Annotated in this window: 28 protein-coding genes, 1 tRNA gene and 1 other RNA gene; 26 read left to right on the top strand and 4 right to left on the bottom strand. The window is 34.0% G+C overall.

Annotated elements, in window-relative coordinates:
* Window positions 1-124 precede the first annotated feature (124 nt).
* The 9 genes from FJR48_RS06015 to FJR48_RS05975 all read left to right on the top strand — a co-directional run bounded on the left by FJR48_RS06015 (window position 125) and on the right by FJR48_RS05975 (window position 9,945).
* A complete protein-coding gene (locus FJR48_RS06015; RefSeq protein WP_152307247.1) occupies window positions 125-2,299 on the top strand; it encodes an NADP-dependent isocitrate dehydrogenase in 2,175 nt (724 codons plus the stop codon).
* Window positions 2,300-2,392: 93 nt separating this feature from the next.
* A complete protein-coding gene (mdh, locus tag FJR48_RS06010; protein WP_152307246.1) occupies window positions 2,393-3,355 on the top strand; it encodes a malate dehydrogenase in 963 nt (320 codons plus the stop codon).
* Between the two features lies 1 nt (window position 3,356).
* Window positions 3,357-4,748: a class II fumarate hydratase gene (gene fumC, locus FJR48_RS06005; protein WP_152307245.1), complete on the top strand. Its 1,392-nt coding sequence runs from the start codon at window positions 3,357-3,359 to the stop codon at window positions 4,746-4,748.
* 27 nt (window positions 4,749-4,775) lie between these two features.
* Window positions 4,776-5,948 carry an ADP-forming succinate--CoA ligase subunit beta gene (sucC, locus tag FJR48_RS06000; RefSeq protein WP_152307244.1) on the top strand — a complete coding sequence of 391 codons (1,173 nt, stop codon included), beginning with the start codon at window positions 4,776-4,778 and terminating at the stop codon, window positions 5,946-5,948.
* Window positions 5,949-5,981: 33 nt separating this feature from the next.
* The gene (gene sucD, locus FJR48_RS05995; protein ID WP_152307243.1) at window positions 5,982-6,854 is read left to right on the top strand and encodes a succinate--CoA ligase subunit alpha; all 873 of its coding nucleotides are present in this window, start codon (window positions 5,982-5,984) and stop codon (window positions 6,852-6,854) included.
* 173 nt (window positions 6,855-7,027) lie between these two features.
* The gene (locus tag FJR48_RS05990) at window positions 7,028-7,375 is read left to right on the top strand and encodes a 4Fe-4S dicluster domain-containing protein (RefSeq protein WP_152307242.1); all 348 of its coding nucleotides are present in this window, start codon (window positions 7,028-7,030) and stop codon (window positions 7,373-7,375) included.
* Entirely contained in the window at window positions 7,375-8,520 is a 1,146-nt protein-coding gene (locus FJR48_RS05985; RefSeq protein WP_152307241.1) for a 2-oxoglutarate synthase subunit alpha, read from the top strand. Before FJR48_RS05990 ends, FJR48_RS05985 begins: the two co-directional genes overlap by 1 nt.
* A 1-nt stretch (window position 8,521) precedes the next feature.
* Complete coding sequence (locus FJR48_RS05980; RefSeq protein ID WP_152307240.1) at window positions 8,522-9,379, top strand: 2-oxoglutarate ferredoxin oxidoreductase subunit beta; 858 nt, start codon at window positions 8,522-8,524, stop codon at window positions 9,377-9,379.
* Between the two features lie 11 nt (window positions 9,380-9,390).
* Complete coding sequence (locus FJR48_RS05975; protein ID WP_152307239.1) at window positions 9,391-9,945, top strand: 2-oxoglutarate:acceptor oxidoreductase subunit OorC; 555 nt, start codon at window positions 9,391-9,393, stop codon at window positions 9,943-9,945.
* 80 nt (window positions 9,946-10,025) lie between these two features.
* Here FJR48_RS05975 and FJR48_RS05970 read toward each other — a convergent pair whose 3' ends face one another.
* Window positions 10,026-10,616: a TetR/AcrR family transcriptional regulator gene (locus FJR48_RS05970; protein ID WP_152307238.1), complete on the bottom strand. Its 591-nt coding sequence runs from the start codon at window positions 10,614-10,616 to the stop codon at window positions 10,026-10,028.
* 190 nt (window positions 10,617-10,806) lie between these two features.
* Between FJR48_RS05970 and rnpB the strand changes: the two genes are divergently transcribed.
* From rnpB to FJR48_RS05935, 7 genes are all read left to right on the top strand, one after another.
* Window positions 10,807-11,146: RNase P RNA component class A (gene rnpB, locus FJR48_RS05965), an RNA gene on the top strand.
* A gap of 182 nt (window positions 11,147-11,328) precedes the next feature.
* Window positions 11,329-12,537 carry an NAD(P)/FAD-dependent oxidoreductase gene (locus FJR48_RS05960; RefSeq protein ID WP_152307237.1) on the top strand — a complete coding sequence of 403 codons (1,209 nt, stop codon included), beginning with the start codon at window positions 11,329-11,331 and terminating at the stop codon, window positions 12,535-12,537.
* Window positions 12,534-12,740 (top strand): hypothetical protein, encoded by a 207-nt coding sequence (locus tag FJR48_RS05955; protein ID WP_241856160.1) that lies wholly within the window; start codon window positions 12,534-12,536, stop codon window positions 12,738-12,740. Before FJR48_RS05960 ends, FJR48_RS05955 begins: the two co-directional genes overlap by 4 nt.
* Before the next feature lie 78 nt (window positions 12,741-12,818).
* A complete protein-coding gene (locus FJR48_RS05950; protein ID WP_152307235.1) occupies window positions 12,819-13,370 on the top strand; it encodes a response regulator in 552 nt (183 codons plus the stop codon).
* A 65-nt stretch (window positions 13,371-13,435) separates the two neighbouring features.
* Window positions 13,436-13,510 (top strand) — tRNA-Glu (locus FJR48_RS05945).
* Between the two features lie 86 nt (window positions 13,511-13,596).
* Window positions 13,597-14,859 carry a glutamate--tRNA ligase gene (gene gltX, locus FJR48_RS05940; protein WP_152307234.1) on the top strand — a complete coding sequence of 421 codons (1,263 nt, stop codon included), beginning with the start codon at window positions 13,597-13,599 and terminating at the stop codon, window positions 14,857-14,859.
* The gene (locus FJR48_RS05935) at window positions 14,856-15,143 is read left to right on the top strand and encodes a YggT family protein (RefSeq protein WP_152307233.1); all 288 of its coding nucleotides are present in this window, start codon (window positions 14,856-14,858) and stop codon (window positions 15,141-15,143) included. Before gltX ends, FJR48_RS05935 begins: the two co-directional genes overlap by 4 nt.
* Window positions 15,144-15,157: 14 nt before the next feature.
* Here the strand turns inward: FJR48_RS05935 and FJR48_RS05930 are convergent, their stop codons facing one another.
* Entirely contained in the window at window positions 15,158-15,616 is a 459-nt protein-coding gene (locus FJR48_RS05930) for a hypothetical protein (protein WP_152307232.1), read from the bottom strand.
* Window positions 15,617-15,684: 68 nt separating this feature from the next.
* Here FJR48_RS05930 and mobB point away from each other — a divergent pair, with 68 nt between their 5' ends.
* From mobB to FJR48_RS05895, 7 genes are read left to right on the top strand one after another with little or no spacing between them, the layout of a single operon-like run.
* Entirely contained in the window at window positions 15,685-16,188 is a 504-nt protein-coding gene (gene mobB / locus FJR48_RS05925) for a molybdopterin-guanine dinucleotide biosynthesis protein B (protein WP_152307231.1), read from the top strand.
* A 3-nt stretch (window positions 16,189-16,191) separates the two neighbouring features.
* On the top strand, window positions 16,192-17,031 hold the full coding sequence (locus tag FJR48_RS05920) for a class 1 fructose-bisphosphatase (RefSeq protein ID WP_152307230.1): 840 nt from the start codon (window positions 16,192-16,194) through the stop codon (window positions 17,029-17,031).
* Window positions 17,018-17,224, top strand: coding sequence for a hypothetical protein (locus tag FJR48_RS05915; protein ID WP_152307229.1), 207 nt, complete (start codon window positions 17,018-17,020; stop codon window positions 17,222-17,224). The genes FJR48_RS05920 and FJR48_RS05915 overlap by 14 nt, the downstream gene beginning before the upstream one ends.
* A complete protein-coding gene (locus tag FJR48_RS05910; RefSeq protein WP_152307228.1) occupies window positions 17,214-17,798 on the top strand; it encodes a hypothetical protein in 585 nt (194 codons plus the stop codon). Before FJR48_RS05915 ends, FJR48_RS05910 begins: the two co-directional genes overlap by 11 nt.
* Before the next feature lie 39 nt (window positions 17,799-17,837).
* Window positions 17,838-19,763: a methionine--tRNA ligase gene (gene metG / locus FJR48_RS05905; protein WP_152307227.1), complete on the top strand. Its 1,926-nt coding sequence runs from the start codon at window positions 17,838-17,840 to the stop codon at window positions 19,761-19,763.
* Entirely contained in the window at window positions 19,712-20,758 is a 1,047-nt protein-coding gene (locus tag FJR48_RS05900) for a hypothetical protein (RefSeq protein WP_241856158.1), read from the top strand. Before metG ends, FJR48_RS05900 begins: the two co-directional genes overlap by 52 nt.
* 11 nt (window positions 20,759-20,769) lie before the next feature.
* Window positions 20,770-21,903, top strand: a complete 1,134-nt coding sequence (locus FJR48_RS05895; protein ID WP_152307226.1) for a TRAP transporter substrate-binding protein — start codon at window positions 20,770-20,772, stop codon at window positions 21,901-21,903.
* 3 nt (window positions 21,904-21,906) lie between these two features.
* On the opposite strand, the gene FJR48_RS05890 is transcribed toward FJR48_RS05895, so the two are convergent.
* Together FJR48_RS05890 and queC are read right to left on the bottom strand one after the other, a co-directional pair.
* Window positions 21,907-22,440 (bottom strand): M48 family metallopeptidase, encoded by a 534-nt coding sequence (locus tag FJR48_RS05890; protein ID WP_241856156.1) that lies wholly within the window; start codon window positions 22,438-22,440, stop codon window positions 21,907-21,909.
* Window positions 22,418-23,095, bottom strand: a complete 678-nt coding sequence (queC, locus tag FJR48_RS05885; protein ID WP_152307225.1) for a 7-cyano-7-deazaguanine synthase QueC — start codon at window positions 23,093-23,095, stop codon at window positions 22,418-22,420. The genes FJR48_RS05890 and queC overlap by 23 nt, the downstream gene beginning before the upstream one ends.
* A gap of 86 nt (window positions 23,096-23,181) precedes the next feature.
* Between queC and FJR48_RS05880 the strand changes: the two genes are divergently transcribed.
* Genes FJR48_RS05880 through FJR48_RS05870 form a run of 3 tightly spaced genes read left to right on the top strand, consistent with a single transcriptional unit; the run spans window position 23,182 to window position 24,753 of the window.
* Window positions 23,182-23,370, top strand: coding sequence for a hypothetical protein (locus FJR48_RS05880; protein WP_152307224.1), 189 nt, complete (start codon window positions 23,182-23,184; stop codon window positions 23,368-23,370).
* 33 nt (window positions 23,371-23,403) lie between these two features.
* Entirely contained in the window at window positions 23,404-23,823 is a 420-nt protein-coding gene (ybeY, locus tag FJR48_RS05875) for an rRNA maturation RNase YbeY (protein WP_152307223.1), read from the top strand.
* 3 nt (window positions 23,824-23,826) lie between these two features.
* A complete protein-coding gene (locus FJR48_RS05870) occupies window positions 23,827-24,753 on the top strand; it encodes a calcium/sodium antiporter (RefSeq protein WP_152307222.1) in 927 nt (308 codons plus the stop codon).
* Window positions 24,754-24,778 lie beyond the last annotated feature (25 nt).

Raw genomic sequence — 24,778 nt, 5'->3', positions numbered from 1 at the left:
TAAATAAATCCATCTTTACAATTTTTGATGATAATTATTAGATTAAACTTAGTATGATTTGTGTTACATATCCGTAAGTTATACAAACTTTAGGAATTAAATTACCCTATTCGAAGGAATGAAAATGTCAAAAATAATTTGGTCAAAGATTGATGAAGCTCCGGCTTTGGCAACTTATTCGTTACTACCTATCGTAAATGCGTTTACAAAAGAAGCAGGCGTTGAAGTAGTTACAAGTGATATCTCACTAGCGGGTCGTGTACTTGCAGCTATGGGTTTAGCTGAAGACAATTTATCTAAATTAGGTGAAGTGGTACTTCAAGAAGATGGAAATATTATCAAGCTTCCAAACATCTCAGCATCTGTAGGTCAACTAAAAGATTGTATAGCTGAACTTCAAGGACAGGGTTATGATATTCCTAATTATCCTGAAAATCCGGCAAATGCCGAGGAAGAAGAAATTCAAGCTAAATATAGTGTTTGTTTAGGTTCTGCAGTTAATCCTGTTCTTCGTGAAGGTAACTCTGATCGTCGTGCTGCTAAAGCTGTTAAGAATTTTGCTCAAAAAAATCCTCATAGACTTAAAGATTATTCTGAAAACTCTAAAGCACGTGTAGCTCATATGGGTGGAAACGGTGACTTTTACGGTAATGAAAAATCTGTTACTATGAATAAGAATCAAAAAGTAACTATTGCTTTAAACGGCAAAGAGCTTAAATCTATCGATGCACTTGAAGGTGAGATTTTAGACGGTACTTTTATGTCTGTTAAAGCTTTACGTGAATTTTATAGAAAAACAATAGATGAAGCAAAAGCCGAAGGTCTAATTTGGTCACTTCACTTAAAAGCTACTATGATGAAAATATCTGACCCTATTATGTTTGGTCACGGTTTTGAAATCTTTTTTGAAGACGTATTTGCTAAATATGCCGATACATTCAAAGAATTAGGTGTAAATCCAAATCTTGGTATGAGTGATTTAGAGAAAAAAATCGCAGGTCATTCAAAAGAAGCTGAGATTAAATCGGCATTTCAAACAGTTGTAGATGCAGATGCACCTAAAATTGCTATGGTTGATTCGGATAAAGGGACTACTAACTTTAATGCTTCAAATGATATTATTATCGATGCATCTATGCCTGTTGTTGTTCGTGAAGGCGGTAAGCAGTGGGATAGAACAGGTGCAGCATTAGAAACTGTAGCTGTTATACCTGATTCTACTTATGCAATGTTTCATGCTGAGATGGTAGCTGATTGTGTTAAAAACGGTCAATACGACGTATCTACAATGGGTACTATGCAAAATATAGGTCTAATGGCTCAAAAAGCTGAAGAGTACGGTTCTCACCCAACTACTTTTGAACTTGCAGAAGCCGGTAAAGTTACTGTAACTGCCCAAGACGGGACTGAACTTATGAGTTTTGATTGTGAGGCTGGTGATATCTGGAGAATGAGCCGTGCTAAAGACATCCCTATCAAAGACTGGGTTCGTTTAACAGTTGAGAGAACTCGTATTGAAGGTTATCCTGCAGTATTCTGGTTAGACGAAAACCGTGCTCACGATGCTGAGATGATTAAAAAAGTAAATATGTACTTAAAAGATCATGACACATCCGGACTTGATATTAGAATTATGAATGTTACGGATGCTACACGTTTTACAAATGAGCGTATCCGTAGAGGTGAAAATACTATCGCTGTAACAGGTAACGTTTTACGTGATCATTTAACTGATATGTATCCGATTTTAGAGCTTGGTACATCTGCTAAAATGCTTTCAATAGTTCCATTAATTGCAGGTGGTGGTTTATATGAAACAGGTGCGGGTGGATCTGCTCCTAAACATGTTGATCAATTTTTAGCTGAAGGACACTTGCGTTGGGATTCACTTGGTGAATTTTTAGCATTAGCTGAATCTTTAAGATTTATTGCTCAAAAACATGACTCTGATAAACTAGCTGCAGTTACAGCTGCTTTAGATACTGCAAATGAGGGTTATTTGGATAATAATAAAGCTCCATCAAGAAAGTGTGGTGAACCTGATAATAAAGCTTCTCATTTTTATGTAGCACAATACTGGGCAAAAGCTTTAGCTGAATCAGATAATACTGAGTTAGCTGCTAAATTTGCTTCAGTTGCTAAAGAGTTAACGGAAAAAGAAGAGCAAATTATGTCAGAACTTATGTCTGTTGAGGGTAAAGCCCAAGATGTTGGAGGGTATTTTCATCCTGATGATGCAAAAGCTGAAGCTGCAATGCGTCCATCTGCAACACTTAACGCTATAATAGACGCTATATAAGTGTAAGTATTATGAGGGATTTTCCCTCATTTTGCTTTTTTTATGAAACTATACTGATAGTTTTATAATAGAAGTAAAATTTAAGGAGTAAGTATGAATAAAGAAAGAGGGAAGAGAGTAGGTATTGTCGGTGCAGGTAATGTCGGTGCTACCGTTGCTTACTCTCTAGCTATGCTTGGTACTTGTCATGAGATTATTTTACGTGACAATAAAATCGAAGTAGCTAAAGGTAAAGCCCTTGATATGTCTCAAGCTGCAGCAGCGGTTAGAAGTCATACCGTTGTTACGGTTGCTGAAGACATATCTCAACTTACTGATTGTGATGTGGTAGTAGTTACTGCCGGTAGCCCACGTTTACCTGGTATGAGTCGTGACGACTTACTGATGATAAATGCAAAAATCACAAAAGAAGTAATTCAAGGAATAGCAAAATATTCTCCGAATGCCATAATTATAATGGTCTCTAACCCGCTAGATGCTATGACTTATGTAGCTCTAAAGGAAAGTGGATTTGATAGAAGCCGTGTTATCGGTATGGCTGGAATTTTAGATAGTTCTCGTATGGCTGCCTTTATTCAAGAAAAGCTTGGTTACGGCGGCGGACAAATACGTGCATCTGTTATGGGTGGACACGGTGATGATATGGTTCCTTTGCCTCGCTATTCTACAGTAGCCGGTGTACCTTTGTCAGATGTTTTAACCGATGATGAAATCAATGAAATTGTTCACCGTACTCGACACGGCGGTGCAGAAATAGTAGGTTATTTAAAAACAGGTTCTGCTTATTATGCTCCTGCTAAATCTACGGCAATTATGGTTGAAGCAATTTTAAAAGATACAAAACAGATTCACCCTTGTGCCGTTTATTTAGATGGTGAATACGGATATAACGATGTAGTTTCAGGTGTACCTGTAATGCTTGGAGCTAACGGGGCTGAGAAAATTATCGAAGTTACATTGGATGAAAAAGAAAAAGATATGTTTAAAAATTCTTGCGCATCTGTTCAGGAGCTAATTGACTCTTTAAATAATAATAAATTTTTTGAAGGAGAATAATTTGAGTACACGTATTGAAAAAGACACTATGGGTGAGATGCAAGTACCTGTAGATGCTTATTGGGCTGCGCAGACACAACGTTCAATCCAAAACTTTAAAATCGGTGAAGAGAAAATGCCTTATGAAATTACAAGAGCATTTTCTTATCTTAAAAAAGCGGTTGCACTTGTAAATAAAGATCTTGGAAAACTTGATGCTAAAAAAGCAGATGCTATTGCTCAAGCTGCCGATGACATGTTAGCAGGTAAACTGGATGGAAACTATCCTTTAGTTGTTTGGCAAACAGGTTCAGGTACGCAATCAAATATGAACAACAACGAAGTATTAGCTAACCGTGCAACGGAAATACTTGGAGGAGATTTCAGAGTTGAAAAGCTTGTTCATCCAAATGATGATGTAAATAAATCTCAATCTTCAAATGATACATATCCTACAGCATTGCACGTAGCATCTGTTATTGCAGTAGAAGAGTCTTTGTTACCTGCGATTGCAAAGTTAAAAGCAACACTGCAAGCTAAGAGTGAAGCGTTTGATTCTATTGTAAAAATAGGACGTACTCACCTTCAAGATGCAACTCCTTTAACTCTAGGTCAAGAGATTAGTGGTTGGGTTGAGATGCTAAGTAAATGTGAAAAAATGGCAAAAGATTCATTAGAAGCAGTTCGCGAACTTGCTCTTGGCGGTACTGCGGTTGGAACCGGACTTAACGCTCACCCTGAACTTGGAGAGAGAGTAGCGGCTAAACTATCAGAACTTACTGGACATGATTTTATAACCGCTCCAAATAAATTTCATGCGCTGACTTCTCATGATGCGCTTACATTTGCTCACGGTGCCCTAAAAGCACTTGCTGCGGATATGATGAAAATTGCTAACGATGTAAGATGGTTGGCATCTGGGCCTAGATGTGGTTTAGGTGAGATTACAATTCCTGAAAACGAGCCCGGTTCTTCAATTATGCCTGGTAAAGTAAATCCTACTCAGTCTGAAGCAGTAACTATGGTAGCTTGCCAAGTTATGGGCAATGATGCGACTATCGGTTTTGCGGCTAGTCAAGGTAACTTTGAGTTAAATGTATTTAAGCCTGTTATTGCATATAACTTTTTACAATCTGTAAGATTATTAAGTGATTCTATTATTTCTTTTAACGACAATGCAGCTGTTGGTATTATGCCTGTTGATGCAAAAATAGACCACTATTTACATGACTCATTAATGTTAGTTACTGCACTTAACCCGTATATCGGTTATGAAAATGCGGCAAAAATTGCAAAAACTGCACATAAAAACAACTCTACATTAAAAGCTACGGCAATTGAGCTTGGTCTTTTAACTGCTGAAGAGTTTGATGAGTATGTTAAACCAGAAGATATGATTGCGCCTAAAGCGTAAATAACCACTTTAAAATAAGGAGAATAAATGAATATACATGAATATCAAGCAAAACAAATTTTTGCTAAATATGGTGTGCCGACACCTCGCGGTATTGTTGCAAATACACCGGAACAAGCTGCTCGTAACGCAGAAGAACTTGGTGGAAACATTTGGGTTGTAAAAGCTCAAATTCACGCTGGTGGTCGCGGTTTAGGCGGTGGTGTTAAACTTGCAAAAAGTAAAGATGAAGTTAAACAATTGGCTAGTGAAATACTAGGTATGCAACTTGTTACTCACCAAACAGGACCTGAAGGTAAAGAAGTACATAAGGTATATATAGAAGAGGGTGCTGACATTAAAGATGAACTTTATCTTGGTGTAGTACTTGACCGCGCTCGTGAGATGCCTGTAATCATGGCTTCTACTGAGGGTGGTATGGAGATTGAAAAAGTTGCTGAAGAATCACCTGAAAAAATCATTAAAGTTGCAGTTGATCCTGCTGTTGGTTTTCAAGGTTTTCACGGTCGTGAATTAGTATTTGGGTTAGGTATTACTGATAAAAAAGAGCAGGGTGCATTTATTAAATTCGCTCAGGCTTTATATAAAGTATATATGGAAAACGATGCTGAGATGATTGAGATTAATCCATTAATCAAAACTGGTTCCGGTGAATTCTTAGCACTAGATGGAAAAATGGGATTTGATGATTCTGCATTAGGTCGTCACCAAGATATTGAAGATATGAGAGATTTAAGTGAGGAGGATGCTGATGAGCGTGAGGCAAGTCAATATGGTCTTTCTTATGTATCACTTGATGGTGAAATTGGTTGTATGGTAAACGGTGCAGGTCTTGCAATGGGTACTATGGATACTATTAACTATATGGGTGGTACACCTGCAAACTTCCTAGATGTTGGTGGTAGTGCAAATGCTGAAACAGTTGCAAAAGGTTTTGAGATAATTCTAAAAAATCCAAATGTTAAAGCAATTTTCGTAAATATTTTTGGTGGAATCGTTCGTTGTGATCGTATTGCAAACGGTATATTAGAAGCTACTAAACTTACTGATGTACATGTTCCTGTAGTTGTTCGTTTAGATGGTACAAATGCACCTGAAGCGGCAGAAATTCTAAAAAATGCAAATATATCAAATGTTATAGCTGCAACAGATTTAGCTGACGGTGCTGCAAAAGCAGTAGCTGCAGCAAAACAAGCTTAGTGAAGTTTCTTTAGAAAAGGAGAGTAATTTAATATGAGCATTTTAGTAAATAAAGATACAAAAGTAATTGTTCAAGGTTTTACAGGGAAAGAGGGTTCTTTCCACGCTGAACAATGTATAGCATACGGTACAAACATCGTTGGCGGTGTTACACCAAACAAAGGCGGACAAGAACATTTAGGCAAACCTGTGTTTAATACGGTAAAAGAAGCTGTAAGTGCTACAGGTGCTACTGTTTCTATGATTTTTGTTCCACCTGTTTTTGTTGCAGATGCAGTTATGGAAGCAGCCGAAGCTGGAATTGAGCTTGCAGTAATTATCACAGAGGGTGCACCTGTACGCGATATGCAAGCGGCTAAAGCTTATGCGGTTAAACACAATATGAAAACTATTGGTCCAAACTGTCCCGGTATCATTACTGCTGAAGAGTGTAAAATTGGAATTATGCCTGGTATGATTTTCAAAAAAGGTAATGTTGGGCTTATTTCAAAATCCGGTACATTAACATACGAGGGTGCTAACCAAGTATGTAATGAAGGATACGGAATTACTACAGCCGTCGGTATCGGTGGAGATCCAATTATCGGTCTTTCATATAAACAAATTTTACCGATGTTTGAAGCAGATCCTGAAACAGAAGCAATCGTTATGATTGGTGAGATTGGTGGAGACCTTGAAATTCAAGCAGCTAAGCTTATTAAAGAACAAATAACTAAACCTGTTGTTGCATTTATTGCAGGTCAAACTGCACCTAAAGGTAAACGTATGGGTCACGCTGGTGCTATCGTATCAGGTGGTGCAGGCACTGCAAAAGAGAAAATGGATGCTTTAGAAGCTGCCGGTGTCAAAGTAGTTGTGTCACCTGCTGATATTGGAAAAGCTGTATCAGAAGTTTTAAATAAGTAACTTTAAGAAACAGTGCGAGCCTCATAATGTAACAAAACGTTACATTATTAAGCGTCATTAGCACAGCTTAGAGGATATTTAAGAAAACTAAGTTATCCTTCTTAGGGATAATAAATTTAAGCTTTACAATCTATTTTAGGTGTAGAGTTTTAAATATAAAAATAGGAGAATAAATGGGAACTTTTGAAACTAAAAACCCAGGTAATCAGCCTGTATGGGTAAATACAAATAATTGTAAAGCTTGTGATATTTGTGTGTCTGTATGTCCATCAGGTGTACTTGGAATGAAATACGAATCATCATCGACTCTTGGTGCTATGATATCTGTTGATCACCCTGAAGCTTGTATCGGCTGTATGGAATGTGAAATTTCATGTCCTGATTTTGCTATATATGTAGCAGATAAAAAGGAATATAAAGAAGCTGGATACAGTTTTGCGAAACTTACGGACGAATCTAAAGAACGTCAAGCTAAGATTGTTGCAAACAACTATATGTCACTTGAGCAAGGAGTTAAATAATGGCAACTAGAGAAGTAATATCTACCGGTAACGATCTATCTGCAAGAGCTGCAGTTGATGCCGGTTGTAAATTTTTTGGTGGTTATCCAATTACACCATCAAGTGAGATTATGCATACAATTTCTGACCTTTTACCAAAAGAAGGTGGGGCTGCAATTCAAATGGAAGATGAGATAGCAGGTATTTGTGCTGCTATCGGTGCTGGTATGGGCGGTGTTCGCACTATGACTGCAACATCTGGTCCAGGTGTATCGCTTAAAGCTGAAAATTTAGGTTTAGCTCAAATGGCTGAAGTTCCTTTAGTTTTAGTAAATGTTATGCGTGGTGGTCCATCAACCGGTCTTCCAACTCGTGTATCTCAAGGTGATGTTAGACAAGCAAGAAATCCGTCTCACGGTGATTATCGTTCAATCACTTTATGTGCCGGAAACTTAGCTGAGTGTTATACTGAAGTTGTTCGTGCATTCAACTTAGCTGATCGTTTCATGCAACCTGTTATTGTTTTAACAGATGAAACATTAGGACATATGCACGGTAAGGCAATGCTACCGACTGTAGAAGAAGTACAAGCTGGAATTGTACCTCGTAAAAAATTCGAAGGTGCTCCTGAAGATTATAGACCGTATGAATGTGGTCCAACAGAGCCAGCGGTTCTTAATCCAATGTTTGAAGGTTATAGATACCACTTTACCGGTCTTCATCATGATGCAAAAGGTTTCCCTACAGAAGAGATTGAAACTTGTAGAAAACTTATTCAAAGACTTGAAGACAAAGTTATGGCTCATACTGATGAGTTAGAACTTAACGAAGAATTTATGTGTGATGATTTAGAAGAAAATGATGTTTTAATTGTTGCTTACGGTTCAGTTTCTCTAGCTGCTAAAGAGGCGATTCGTCACTTAAGAGCTGATGGAATTAAAGCTGGTTTATTTAGACCGATTACATTATGGCCTTCACCGGCAGATAGAATTAAACACTTTACCGATAAAGTTAAAAATGTATTATGTGTTGAGCTTAATATTAGACAATACACTGAAGAAGTTGAAAGAGTTTCTCAAAGACTTGACATTGAAGGTCTTTATAAAGTTAATGGTAGAGCAATATCACCATATGAAATTGTAAACAAAGTAAAAGAGGTATTCTAAGATGGCATTTAATTACGATAAATATTTAAGACTTGAAAAAATGCCGACACTATGGTGTTGGGGTTGTGGTGATGGTGTTATTTTAAAAGCATTCATCCGTGCAATTGACAAAATGGGGGTAAACCAAGATGACGTATGTGTAGTTTCCGGTATTGGTTGTTCAGGAAGATTTTCTTCTTATGTTGACTTTAATACTATTCATACTACACACGGTCGTACTGTTGCATACGGTACAGGTGTTAAATTGGCTTTTCCTGATAAATTAGTAGTTTGTGTCGGTGGTGACGGTGATACACTTGCAATCGGTGGTAACCATACTATCCACTCTTGCAGAAGAAATATAGATATGACTTTAATTGTTATTAATAACTTTATCTACGGTTTAACAAATTCTCAGACTTCACCTACTACACCTCAGGGTATGTGGACTGTATCACAAAAAGCCGGAAATATCGATCCAACTTTTAATGCATCTAACTTAGCTATAGCTGCTGGTGCATCTTTTGTAGGACGTGAGTCAATGTTAGATCCTAAAAAGTTAGAGAAAATCATGATCAAAGCTTTAGAGCATAAAGGTTTTTCTTTCTTAGAAGTTCTTTCAAATTGTCACATTAATCTTGGTCGTAAAAATCAAATGCAATCTGCTATGGAAAATCTTGAATGGATTGACAATATTACTGTTGCTAAGAAAAAATACGATGCAATGAGTGAAGAGGAAAGATTAAACTTACTTCCTACAGGTATTTTAAAACAGGATATGGAAGCTCGCGAATACTGTGAGATGTATCAAGAAATTAAAGACGTACACCAAGGTAAACGTTCAAAAATCACTCAAGATGATTTTGCTAAGAAAATATAAGGAGAAACACAATGGCTAGAACTTTAATGAGATTTACAGGTGTTGGTGGACAGGGTGTTCTTCTTGCAGGTGAAATTTTTGCAGCTGCAAAAATTAAATCAGGCGGTCATGGATTAAAAACGGCTACATATACGTCACAAGTTCGTGGTGGACCGACGGTTGTTGATATTACTTTGGATGATGAAGAAATTTATTATCCATATGCAAACGACGGCGAGATAGATTTTATGTTGTCTGTTGCACAAACTAGTTATAACCTATTTAAGAACGGTGTATCTAAAGGAGGGACAATCGTAATTGATCCAAACCTTGTTACTCCGACTGAAGAGGATAGAAAAAACTGGAATATTTATGAGATTCCAATTATTACTATTGCAAAAGAAGAGGTTGGTAACGTAATTACTCAATCTGTTGTTGCACTAGCTATAGCAAATACTTTTATGAGTGCTATAGAAAAAGATCACTTAATTGAGGTAATGCTTTCAAAGGTACCTGAAAAAGTTCATGCTGCAAATAAAAAAGCTTATGAACTTGGTGAAAAATACGCAAATGAAGCAAAAGCTTAATTAACTATATAAGTAACCCTATAATAAGGGTTACTTTTTTTATTCAATAAAGTTAATATTGTTTAATATCATAAAAATAATCATTTAGCTTTTATACTTTCCCAAAAAAAATCCACATGTTTTTCAAACTGAGTTGAGAGCGTATCCGTACTTTTGTTGTCAAAACGAAGCAGGGTAACTTGAAGTCTTATGTAGAATAGGGTAGATAAAAACTCATATGCCATTAGCATAGGATCTGATGATTTAACAAGTGAATTTTGCATCATTATAAAAAAGCCCTCTGATAAAACCTGAATGTTTTTATCATTAAACTCACTCATAAACTGCTCTCTAAGCTCTTTATTCGCAAACAACTCTATCATTAACAACCTAAACATGTTTTCGTTGTTTTTATCAAATGTAAGTAATTTATACTGCATAGCATATTTTGTTAGAAATGCTTTGCCTTTTAATGCGCTCTCTTTTATTTCTTCATCCTTTAAAGAAAAGGGCGAGCTAAAGATATTTTTTGAAACCTCTAAAAATATTTCTTCTTTGTTTTTAAAGTGATTATATAAGGCACTTTGTTTTATTCCAACATCGGCAGCAATTTTACGCACGCTTGTACCTTTATATCCATATTCACAAAAGAGTTTTGTTGAACTTTTTAATATTTTTTCTTTAGTATTCATAATCTCTATAGTCCTAAAATAAGTGATTTAACACATGAACATATGTTCTTTGTAAAAGTATTATATATGAACAAGTGTTAATATAAGCTTATTGAAAATGAACACCTGTTCTCATTGGAATATAAGTTACATGAACAATTGTTCATACTTAAAAAAGGGGATTAAAAGGAAAATCTTTGTAAACTTACAGCAGGTGTAATAGGTAGTTAATTGCTTCTTGGCAATAGGAAAGTCCGAGCTGCTATAAGAGAGTGTTTCATCTAACGGATGACCGTCGTAAGGCGAGGGAAAGTGCAACAGAAATATTACAGCCGCTTTTAGCGGTGATGGTGAAAAGGTGGTGTAAGAGACCACCGGTCTTTATGGCAACATAGAGAGCTTGTAAACCCAACACGGCAGCAAGAAACAAACGGTTAGCCTCTTATAAGGTGTTTTTACACTAATGCTTTTGTTTCGCTAGAGACACTTTGTGAAAAGTGTAGTAGATTAATGCTACCACAACAAAACTCGGCTTATATTACACCTATATTAGACTACATACTAAATAATATTAATATAATATTTAAAAATATAAATAGATATAACTCTCTTAAAGTGAAAAAACTATTTTCAATAGAATATACATTATGTTAACCAATTACAATCTTTATGTTAATATATCTTCAAAATGTACTATAATTCCAAAACATTTTAATTGGCGAGTTTTTTATATATGAAAAAAGTTATAGTAATTGGTGGTGGTTACGGCGGTTTAAGAGCAATTGAGCATTTAATTAACAATAAAAAGATAGAACTTTATCTGTTTGATGAAAATTCTTATCATTATCTTCAAACAGAAGCTTACGGTTATATTGCAGGTAGATTTGACCTACATGATGTTGCACTTGATTTAAAAAACTGGTGTCATGGATTTAAGCGCCCTATTACGTTTATTCAAGAAAAAGTAGAATTTATTGACTCGTCTAAACAAACTGTGCAAACTAAAACATCTACTTTTGATTATGATTATCTTATAGTAGCAACAGGTGCACGTACAAACTTTTTTGATTTTATATCAGGTATGGATACATATGGCTTTGGAGTTAAAAAACTCTTTAGAAGTCATAGTTTTCGGACATCTTTTGAAGAACTGTTGTATAAAAAGCTAGTAAATGGTTCTACAAGCAATGAAAAGATCAACCTTGTAATAGGTGGAGCCGGTTTGAGCGGTGTTGAGATTGCAGCAGAAATGAGTAATGTTATTAAAAAACATTCTAAAAGTATAGCTGATGCTACAAAAGAGATTCAGATATATTTGGTAGATGCAAGTGATACGATATTGCCGGGTATGAGTCCATATATCATACAAAATACTCAAGTACGTCTTGATAATCTAGGAGTAAATACACTTACAAAAGCTTTTATTGAAAGTGTTGATTCGGATACCGTATATTTTAAAGACAAAAGAGAATTAAAATACACTTTTATGATTTTTACAGGAGGGATATTGGCAAACTCTATCGATTCCGATATAGAATTTCAAAAGAATAGACTAAATCAATACATATGTGATTCTACACAGCGTATTGCCGAGAACATATTTACGATAGGTGATTGTTGTGAAATTAGAAATAAAAACAATATCATACTTCCCCCTACTGCACAAATTGCCGAAAAAAGTGCAGAATATGTAGCTGATTCTATAACAGGTATGATTTTAAATCAAAAACCAAAACCTTTTGATGCAAAAGTTGATGGATTATTTGTTGCTTTAGGAGGAAATTATGCAGTCGGTGAATTGTTTGGTTTTATAAAAACCAAAGGATATATAGCTTATATTTTAAAAAAGCTAATAACAAAAAGTTATTACATAGGTTTGAAGCTAAGACTAAATACAGGTTTTAAAAAACGTACAATATTAAACAAAGGAGTATTGTCTTGACTAAAAAAGAGCAACTAATACTGGATATTCAAAATTTACTAAATAGCTATGATGAAGTAAATTCAACATCGATTAATCCTGATTTACTTGAATTTATGGATGAAAAAACTCTTATAAGCATTATAGATACTCTTTTAAAAGAAAAAGAAAGCTTAAAAGAGACAGATATTGAATGGCTAGAAAAGTTTAAGAAATACAAATAGCACTCTGTTAATAATAGTTTTTTGTTTATTTATATTTTTTGTGTATAATACATAAAATATTATTTAATAGGATTTATCATGGGAAACATAGATTTAGTTCAGCTAACACAGCAGACAAAAAAACTTACGGCTATGGTTGTAGAAGATGAAAAAGTTACAAATGAACTTTTAAGTTCAACTTTTAAAAACTTTTTTTCTGACGTAACTTCATGTTTTAACGGCGAAGAAGCTCTTGAGGCTTATAATAAAACTAATCCTGACATTGTTTTTGTCGATATTATTATGCCTGGAATGGATGGTATTGAATTAGCAAGAAAAATTCGTGCACTTAATCCAAACCAGATTATAATCGTTATTTCTGCAAGTAATGATATTGAAAAAATATCTGAGTCTATTGAGGTTGGTGTAAATAGTTTTATTCAAAAACCAATTGACACTAAAAAAATCATTGAATTACTTAGCGGAATCACTTCGATGATAAATAAAAAACGTAAAGTTGAAACAAAAACTTTCTCTATTTCGCTACCTCTAGATTTATACGATTTGGTTAATGAAAATGCTAAAGAAGAAAGCATCTCTAAAAATGCCGTAATCATTAGAGCACTTAGAGGTTTCTACGAAAACAACTAGTTGTTTTCCGAAATTTTATATTCTTTTAAGTAAAAGATATATATAATTTCGGCTCAACAACGGAAGGCCCCGTCGTCTAGCGGTTAGGATCCATGGTTTTCATCCATGTTACAGGAGTTCGATTCTCCTCGGGGTCACCACTTTCACTATAAAAAAATCATAAAATAAAAGAACTTTATTAGCTAAAACTTGATAAAATTTCAAAAATAATTTTACAGGAATTTTAATGTTAAGATTTGCACCTAGTCCAACTGGTGATATGCATATCGGCGACCTGAGAGTTGCCCTACTCAACTATATTGTTTCAAAACAAAAAAAAGAAGACTTTATTGTTCGCATCGAAGATACCCAAAAAGAGAAAAATGTACAAGGAAAAGATCAAGAGATACTTGATATTTTGGATTTATTTGGAATAAAATATTCACAAACCATATATCAAAGTCAAAACTTTAAATTTCATTCGGCTATGGCTCTTCAACTTATGCATGACAAAAAGGCATTTTCCTGCTTCTGCTCCGATGAATGGATTGAGAAAAAATATAAAGAAGCAAAAGATGCAAATAAAGAATATAGTTACGATGATGCATGTAAAAATCTTCCGGACGAACTTGTAATTGATAATACAAACCCTTTTAGAATAAGAATAACAAGACCTGCAAATGATATTTTAATCGAGGATAAAATTAAAGGCAATATATCTTTTACCCCAGATGAAGTAGATAGTTTTGAGATATTGCATCAAGATAAAACTTCAACATATAGTTTTGCATGTGCCGTAGATGACATGATTAGTGACATAAGCATTATAATTCGCGATGAAAAACATATAAAAAATACGCCAAGACAAGAGCATATAAGAAAATCCTTAGGTTATGAAAAAGATATAGAGTATGCGCATCTGCCTAGCATTTCCAATGAAGAAGATTTTAGTGTAAAATACTTACTAGAACAAGGTTTTTTACCGGAAGCTATTTCAAATTATTTAATATCAATTGAAAACAAGACATCTAGTGATATTTTTAGCCTAGAAGAAGCTGTGAAATTTTTTGATTTAAAAAACATACCAAACTCCCCTGCTCATTTTAATATTGACACTTTAAAAAATATAAATAAAAAATATTTAATAAACTTGGATGCAAAAGAGTTATCTCGTTATGTTGGCTTTGCAGATACAGAGATAGGTGAGCTTGCACGTATATATTTAGAAGATGATGTTTCTACGACAAAAGAGCTAAAAGCTAAAATTGAGCCTATATTTTCTACTAAAAAAATACCAAAAAACTTTGAAGTTATAGTAAAAGTAATAAAAAATGCCCCTTACTTTGATGAATATAAGGACTTTAAAGATTATATAATCAAAGAGATTGGTGCAAAAGAGAAAGATATTATCGAACCCCTTATTTATATACTAACAGGTAGTAATAATACTCCTGATATAGCCAAGGTATATAAATATATAAAAAACTATATAGGAGAAATTGTTAAATGAGTTTAATTATTGATATTATTCAAGGTTTAGGCGGTATCTTACTTGGAGTTATAAATATTTACATATGGGTAATTATAATTGCTGCACTTCTTAGTTTTGTTAATCCTGATCCGTATAACCCGATAGTTCAGTTTTTACATAGAATAACAGAACCTGCATATAGACTTGTGAGAAGGTATATCAGAACAGACTTTGGAGGTTTAGATTTGGCTCCGCTAATTATAATTATCGCTCTACAAGTTGTTATAGTAATACTTAGTTCTGTTTTACGTTCACTATACTAAAATCCAAGAAAGCTTCATTCGGTATTTTTTTGATACTTTATTGAAGCTAATTTGGATTTATCTACATATAGTTCTAAATTTAATAAATCTCCGGTTTTTTGAAATGAAATCAAATAATACCTATTCCATTTGCTTTTATCTTTTACCAGTCTTGAAAATCTATTGTCGTAGTGAAGTTCTTTAATTTTTAAACTCTCAGTAGAGTTTAATTTTATCTCATACTCTTTGTTAGAATCTTTTAAAAATACATATACGAAAAAATATTCATTGTTATTATATCTATCAGGGTAGATATCATTTAGATAGATTGACGAAAAAGTCCCTATAACATATTCATTTTTTGTGAGCTTGATTCTCTTAAAGCTTTGTGCACTCAATTGCTGATGCTTATCCATATCAAAATTTTCAAATGCATTTTTACTAGAGCATCCGTTTAAAAATAATAAAAATAATAAAATATATACACTTTTCATGCCGAAATTATAGCTTGTTAAACTTTTCTTTTGTATAATCATTTAAAATTTTATATAAAGAAATCATTTTGAACAAAAGATTAGCAGTAGCCTTTACAGGGCCCTCAAACAGTGGTAAAACTACACTTATATTAAATGTTGCAAGAAAACTTATTTACGAGCATAAAAAAGAAGTTGCAATAATCAAACACGATCCTGGTGATAAAGCAAGGTTTGATGTCGAAGGTAAAGACAGTTACAAATTTAGCGATACGGGCGCAGAAGTTATAGTCACATCCCCTACCCGTACGACATATTTTTCTCAAAGACAAAAAGATTTAGACGAGATGATAAGACTCTTTGACAGATTTGACATTCTTTTGGTTGAGGGCTTAAAAAATTTACCTCTGCCTAGAATAAGCATCTTTAGAAACTCTTTAGATGAAGACTATTTTCCGTATATGGATGCTTTAGCAATCGATGAAAGTATAGATTTAAGCAAATACAAACTACCTTCAGGAGTTGATGTTTTGGATTTAAACAATCCCGAAGATGCAATATCTTGGATACTTAAAAATGCAAAGGAAGTATAAAAAATGACAGATATATTTGAGGCAATACAAAGAAGTGCTATCAGAATTAAAAATGCTATAGATACAAAAGATATAGGTTATTCAAATCAAGCAAATAGTTCGGGTGAAACCCAACTTCAATTAGATATTCAGTGCGATATGATTATTGAAGAGGAATTATCTCACGTATTAAGCGTAAATACAATTGCCAGTGAAGAAAAAGAACATCCGATGCAATTAAACAAAAACGGAAAATATTTTATAGCATATGACCCCTTGGATGGATCTTCTCTTATAGATGTAAACTTAAGTGTTGGAACTATATACGGCATCTACGAGGGTGATTTTGGTTCTAAAAACATGGTAGCTTCATGCTATGTAGTTCATGGACCAAGAGTTGAGATGGTATTTGCCCACAACAAAGTAAAGCTTCACTTGCTACAAGGCGATAACTGGGAGTTTGTTAAAGAGATTCGCCTAAGTGAAAAAGGTAAGTTAAATGCTCCCGGCGGAACTCAGCAGAACTGGACAGATTATCATAAAGAGATGGTAGATGGACTTTTTAAAGAAGGATACCGTCTTAGATATTCAGGCGGAATGGTACCTGATTTGCATCAAATACTTTTAAAGGGTGGCGGTCTGTTTAGCTATCCTGCTACAAGTGATAAACCGGAAGGGAAACTTCGTAGACTTTTCGAGGTATTTCCTTTTGCATTTATTTACAAACTTGCAGGTGGCGAGGCTATAAACGGAAAAGAGGATTTGATGACTCTTTCTCATGCCCATGTGCATGATACTTCACCATGTTTTTTTGGTTCTAAATATGAAATTCAAAGAGTAAAAGAAGTTTATGCAAATAACTAATCAAAATGAACTAGACAAGTTTGAAGCACATCTTGAAAGTATGATACAAAAAGTTCAGGAGTGTCAGCAAAACAAAACCCTTGATTCTTGCAGTAAATGCGAGCAATATCTAGGTTGTCAGCTTAGAGAAGATTATGTAAAATCTGTTTACAACAGCATGTCAAAAGGTGATACCGGTGGGTTTGAGTTTTAAATTTTTTTTATTTTGTTTTATGGGAGTTTTACTTATCGGATGCAGTGATTCAAATAATGAAAAGATACAACTTTTAGATAAAAAGTATGCATCCGCACAAAATTCACAAATAAAAAATAAAATTCAAAAACAACAAGATGACGTAAAAGTTCAAATATCAAAAATACAAGCACAAAATAAACTCGACATAGCTAAAGTAGAAGCACAAAATAAAATTGAAATAGAAAAAGTAAAATCCTCTACTTCAAAAGATATCGCATTAATTGATGCCAAAACAAAAACCGAAGATACAAGAGTTTTAATATATATAGCCGTTATTGCAGGAATTTTGCTTTTTATTTTAATGATTATATTTTATCTAAATAACAAAAAAAATAGAGATATAAAACTTAAACTTCATCAAGCAGAACTAAAACAACAAAAAGAGATAGCTGAGAGAGAGATGGAAGAAAAAAGACTTCAGATGCTTGTAAACCTTGTAAGTGAGGATAAACTTCCTAAAGAGATGCAAGAAGAACTTGTCTCATTAATGGGAAAAAAGTCAAATTTAATAATTGAATCTAAGATTTCTTAGCTAAAATAACAAGATTAAAATATTTTAATAGGATAAAAATTGAGTAAATATATAACCACCCCGATATATTACGTAAACGGTGAGGCACACATAGGTCATGCTTATACAACTTTTATAGCCGATTCTATGGCTAGATATGAAAGATTAAAAGGTGAAAACACTTACTTCTTAACAGGTACTGATGAGCATGGACAAAAAATTGAAGAGTCGGCTCAAAAGAACGGCAAAGATACACAGGCTTTTGCAGATGAGATAAGTGCTACCTTTAAAAATCTTTGGGATGAGTTTGAAATTTCTTATGATAAGTTTATTCGTACAACAGATGCAGAACACAAAATAGGTGTTCAAAAAGCATTTGAGAAGATGTATGAAAAAGGTGATATATATAAAGATTTTTACGAAGGTCACTATTGTGTAAGTTGTGAGACCTTTTTCCCTGAAACACAACTGGTAGATGGAGAGTTCTGTCCTGATTGTGGTCGTACCACAAATGTAGTTAAAGAAGAAAGTTATTTTTTTAAACTCTCTAACTATGAAGATAAACTACTAAAACATTATGAACAAAACCCTGAATTTATTATGCCGAAATCTCGTGCTAATGAAGTGATTAACTTTGTAAAAGGTGGACTACGTGATCTATCCGTTACCCGTACATCATTTAGCTGGGGTGTACATATGCCGGCATCTATCAATGATGATAAACATGTAATGTATGTATGGCTAGATGCACTTTTAAACTATATTACTGCTTTAGGATACGGTCAAGATGAAAAACTGATGAATTTTTGGCCTGCAACTACTCAATTTGTAGGTAAAGACATTTTAAGATTTCATGCCATCTATTGGCCGGCATTTCTAATGAGTCTGGATCTGCCTCTCCCAAAAACCATAGGTGCTCACGGGTGGTGGACACGTGATGGTGAAAAAATGAGTAAATCAAAAGGTAACGTTGTTGCACCAAAAGAAGTGGCAGATGCTTACGGATACGAGAACCTAAGATACTTTATGCTTCGTGAAGTTCCTTTTGGACAAGATGGGGATTTTTCTCAACGTGCATTAATAGATAGAATGAATTCCGAGCTTAGTAACGATCTTGGAAACCTACTTAATCGTATAATAGGTATGAGTGGAAAATATTCAGATTTTGAAATAGACAGTATTGATGTTGAAAAGTATCATTCTAAAGAATTAAATCAAATGAATGAGGTTTTAGACTCACTAGATAACTATATGGAAACTCTACAAACTCACAGATACCTAGAAGAACTTTGGAGACTGTTTGCTATAGGAAATTCTGCAATTACAGAGTATGAACCTTGGGCAAAAATGAAGCAAGATAAAAAAGATGAAGCTTTAGCTACGGTTGCATTAGTTGCAAATATTCTGGCAAAAGCCGTTGTTATGCTTTCACCTATAATGCCTAAAACTGCCGATAAAGTTGCAGCTACTCTAAAATTTGAAATCAATAACGAAAGCTACAAAAAACTTGTTTGTGATAAAAAACTATTAGATATATTCTTAATTGAAAAGATAGACCCGCTATTTCCTCGTATAGAGGAACCCTTAATGGCTGAAGCACCGGCACAAGAGCCTAACAAACCTGTAAATGATGAAGAACCTCAAGAAGTTGAAGAAGACAACTTGATAGAGATAGGTCAGTTTTTTGAAACATCACTAAAGGTTGGAACCGTAGTTGAGGGTGAGGCTGTACCAAAAAGTTCTAAACTATTAAAACTTCAGGTGGATTTAGGCGAGGATAAACCTAGACAAATCATTGCGGGCATCAAAAAAAGCTATTCTGTTGAGGACTTAATCGGAACACAAGTTTGTGTAGTTGCAAATTTAAAACCTGCGAAACTTATGGGTATGCTCTCAGAAGGCATGCTTCTTGCTGCAAAAGATGATGACGGTTTATGCTTAGTCCGTCCGGAAAAATCCAAAAAAGCGGGCACTCCTATTGGATGAGGCTTGAAAACCTATTAGCACTTACACATGCAAATCTTCAAAGCGATCCGTGTGTAAGTAATTTTGAAAATATAATTTTTAATGTAAATAAAGTAAATCGCGGTGATCTATTTATTGCCAAAAACACTGAAGATATTCCTGAAGCTATAAAAAACGGTGCTTACGGAATTTTTTACGAATCATCGACCGAAATACTTGACAACGAAATAGCTTGGATTCAAACTGCTAACATTGATGAAGCTCTCAAAAAACTTTTAAGATTTAGACTTATTGAGAAAGAAGTTATTGCATATGAATGTAATGAAATTGCTTTAAAATTGGCAATGAACTGTATTACCGATAGTCATTTCGTAGTAATTTACGGTAATACTGAAGAACTTTTTAAAAAACTTTGGCATATAGAAAATCGCTCTACCCTGCTTTTTAGTCCAACATTAAATGATCAAAAACTTTTTGCAAATAAAAAACCTGCACCTAGTACATCAGCTCAAGAGATAACAGTAATAGAAAAAACTCTTTTTGAAACATCTTTTATATATGAAAACAAATATTATGAGAGACAACTTATATCACCTTTTTTTATTCCGTATCTAGAAGAGTTGTTTAATATTTTTAAATCTTTAAAAATTAACTACAAGCTTAAAAAACTTACATCTATTGAGCATTTTGAGGCGGTATTTACAAATAAAAATTTTGAAATAAAAGAGTTTGGAACAAGCAATAACGTACTTATTTTCGAATCAAACATAAACTTAATGGAAGTAGAGATTAATTATCTTCAAAACCATGCAACATGGGCAAACATCATATATATTCTTCCACAAAACACGTCCTTAAAAGCAAATGCAAATACATTTATATACAAAGACAAAAGTGAAATTTTGGACATACTAAAAGAGAACAAGTTTAACTTTGCTTTTATCGCAGGTGTCGATAAAACTATACTTGAGAAAAAAGAAGAAAAACAAACCGGGCAATTGACTTTAGAGTTTTAGGAGAATACGTCATGAATAGAAGAGATTTTTTTACTGCGACAAGTGTCTCTGCGGCAGCACTGGCGCTTACAGCTTGTAATGATAACAACAGAAAAGCTATTGACTACTCCAAACATCCAAAAAAAAGTGATATTCAAAATAAACATATAAATATAAACAGAAATAAAAAAACAACTATAAAACTAGCAACCAGTTGGCCTGCACATTTTCCTATAATGGGAACAGGAGTCGATAACTTTGCATCTAGGGTAAAAATAATAAGTGGCGGCAGTTTAGATATAAAAATTTATGCTAAAAACACACTTGTTCCCGCACTTGCAGTATTCGATGCAGCATCCAGCGGTCAAATAGACGCCTTTCATTCCGGACCATATTATTGGAAAGGTAAAAATTCTGCTTTTTCCCTTTATAGCGGTATCCCTTTTGGTTTTACGGCTGAAGAGATCAACTCATGGATGCTTTACGGCGGTGGACTAGAGCTTTGGCGTGAACAATATGCTAAATATAACCTGCATCCGTTTTTGGGTGGAAATACAAATATTCAAATGGGTGGATGGTTTAGAAAACCAATCAACTCACTAGAGGATATGAACGGTCTTAAAATGCGAATACCGGGACTTGGTGGAGAGGTACTGGCTAATATGGGTGTTAACCCTATTTTGCTTCCTGCAGGGGAGATTTATACTTCACTTGAACGCGGGGTTATAGATGCTACAGAGTGGGTAGGACCTGCACTTGATATAAAAATGGGCTTTTACAAAGTAGCTCCATATTACTATTCCGGCTGGCATGAACCTGGCTCAATTTTGGAACTGACTTTTAACAAACAAAGCTGGGAAAAACTTGCAGATGAGCATAAAGCTATTATAGAGGTAGCTGCAAGTGAATTAAATTCAAATATGACACATGAATTTCATGCACAAAATATTTTAGCACTTCAAAAGCTAAAGTCAATGGATGTGACTTTATCAAGGTTTCCAAAAGATGTCATGGAAGCAGGAAAAAAAGCACTAGATGAAGTTTTAACTGAGCTTAGCTCAAAAAATAAAGACTTTGAACTTGTTTATAAAGAGGTTCAAAAATATTTAGCCTTATCTAAAGAGTGGAGTGACGTCAGTTTGGGATATTTTATAAATGAAAGATAGCGTTTAAAGTATATAAAACTGTTTTTGAATAGACTTTGCAAACGGTATATAGTCATTTACAAGCAAATGGAACTCTTTTGAGTGGTTCATATGTACCAAATGTGCCAGTTCATGTACAACAACATAATCTATCTGTTCTTTAGTTGTATTGTATAGATATGTATTTAGAGTGATTCTTTTTTTAGAATCACAACTCCCCCATCTTCTTTTCATTTTTCTAAATTTTAATTCCGAGAAACTCAAATTCATCTTTTTTGAAAAGTATTCTACTCTGGATGCTAAAAACTCTTTAGCTTTTTTCTCGTCCAAAATATTTTTATCTACGTAGATTCTACTTTGGATTTCAAATAATTTTTTTTCAATCCATTTTTGTTTTTGTTTTAGCAGGTTATTTATGTAATAGTCAGATACTTTCGGTGTTTTTAATGTTACACCATCTTTAGTGACGCTAATATAGCTGTTTTTTAACTTTGGTTTACAAATATGCGTAACCTCCAAACCGTTATAATCGATTTTATTCGTAAGGTATCGGATCACTTGCCCCTGCTATTTCAAAACCGTTTAATCTTAACCTACAACTGTCACAAACACCGCAAGCTTTTTCTTCATTTTTATAACAACTCCAAGTTAATTCAAGCGGTACATTTAATTTTATTGCTTCTTCAACTATCTGCGATTTTTTTAATTTAACCAAAGGCATATCTATAGATATATTTGTCTCATCTTTTGTTCCAAGGTTAATGCTTTGTTCCATACTCTTTATATAATTAAACCTGCAATCAGGATAACCGCTGCTATCCTCTTCAACAACGCCTATGCTAATTGCGGATGCTCCCTCTTTTTCGGCAATTGCTGCAGCCATACTTAAAAAGATTCCGTTTCTAAAAGGCACATATGTTACTGGTACACCTTCTTCTACGCCGTTCGTAGGAACTTCTATACTTTTATCTGTAAGTGCCGAAGCTCCAAGTAGTTTAAAAAAATCAAGGTCTAATACATATTTTTGAGACACATCTAAGTCTTTACAAATTTTATGAAAACATTCCAACTCTTTTTTTTGTGTCCTTTGGTCATAATTAAAGTGAACACCAATAATTTCATATCCGTCATTTTTTTTCATGTATGCACTTAAAGTAGAGTCCATTCCTCCGCTCATTACACATACTGCTTTTTTATTATTTACATTTCTCATAAAAGAATTTTAACATATATTTTTAATCTACTTTAAATAAAACTACCTATATAATTTAAAAATATAGACTATATAAAGGATTTATTATGGAAGTTTCATCTTCAACAAATGCACCTGCACAAACAGATGGTAAAGATCCGATGAAAAAAGCTACAGAAGTTCAAGAAAGACAAGTATTGAAAATTCTTGAAGGTTTAGAAGAACAATCTAAACAAACTCAACAAATAAATGCTCAAAAAACCGGAGTTGGAAACAACGTAAATCTTTTAGGATAGGATTTTTCTTCGGTATTTGATATAATTCAACCTATGATTGAATTAGAAAATAATACCTCTTTGAGTGTCGATGTAAATTTTTTAAATAAAATTGCCTCGTCACTAACCGACAAACACATTGAATTGATAATCACAACAGATGAAGATATAAAAATTATAAATAAAGAGCATCGCGGAATTGACAAAGAGACTGATGTTTTAAGTTTTCCATATGAGGATATGCCTATGGCACCACTTGGTAGCATAGTTATATCGGCGACACATGTAAAACAAAAAGCTGAAGAGTTCGGTCATACTCAAGATGATGAGCTAGCGCTACTTTTTATTCATGGTTTATTGCATCTGTTGGGATTTGACCATGAGGTTGATAACGGTGAGATGAGGGCTGAGGAGAAAAATATTATAGAAAAATTCAATTTACCAAATAGCTTAATCATAAGAACACAAGGATAATAATTGGATTTTATAATTTTTATTGTTGCTATGGCAGCATTAATATACGGTGCAGATTTTATTATTAAAGAATCTGAAAGAATAGCCCTTCATTTTAATATATCCCATTTTGTTATCGGTGCTACGCTGGTTGCATTTGGGACAAGCTTACCGGAAATGGCAGCATCTATGATGGCAGCTGGTGTAAATAAAAGTGATATGGCTGTTGCAAATGTTGTCGGTAGTGTAATATTTAACATTACTCTTGTCCTTGGTGCTGTATTTATCTTAGCTAAGAAAATGACTACTGAACGTGATCTGTTTGCAAAAGACAGTGCATGGGTAATAGTTCCTGTTGTTATTTTCTTTTTAATGTCTCAAGATGGACAAATAAGTAGAGTTGACGGGGTATTATATTTATTGGTAATGGTCTCATATCTTATATTTTTATTTACATCTTCAAAAGATGATTTGGAAAGTGAAATAGATGAAACTCTAAAAGAAAAATTTAACTGGGCAAAGACTATTTTTCTTTTACTTATAGGATTTACATTAACGATCGGCGGTGCTAATTTTGTAGTTGACAGTGGTGCAAACATTGCAAGAGATTTTGGAATCAGCGAATGGATAATAGGTATATTTTTAATATCTCTTGGAACAAGTTTACCTGAGCTTGTTGTGTCTCTTGTAGCTTTAAAAAAAGGCTCAGCGGAGATGAGTATTGGAAATATTATCGGTTCAAACGTAGCTAATTTTTCTATGGTTTTGGGTGCAGCATCTCTTGTTAGACCTTTAAGTATTGATTTAAATGCTACACAGTTTGATATGTTAATTATGATAGGTGCATCATTGACGCTATTATTTATAATCGCCAATAAGCTTTACAATAAAGCAGGCGGTATATTTCTTTTAACCATTCTTGCACTATTTATTCAAAACGCAGTCGCTTAACGACAAGTTTCTTTAGAAAATGCCG

The organism is Sulfurimonas lithotrophica, from assembly GCF_009258225.1.
In the GTDB taxonomy this organism is placed as follows: Bacteria; Campylobacterota; Campylobacteria; order Campylobacterales; family Sulfurimonadaceae; genus Sulfurimonas; species Sulfurimonas lithotrophica.
Note: the sequence above shows the minus strand (reverse complement) of the source record. Positions and strands in the feature narration are given on the sequence as shown.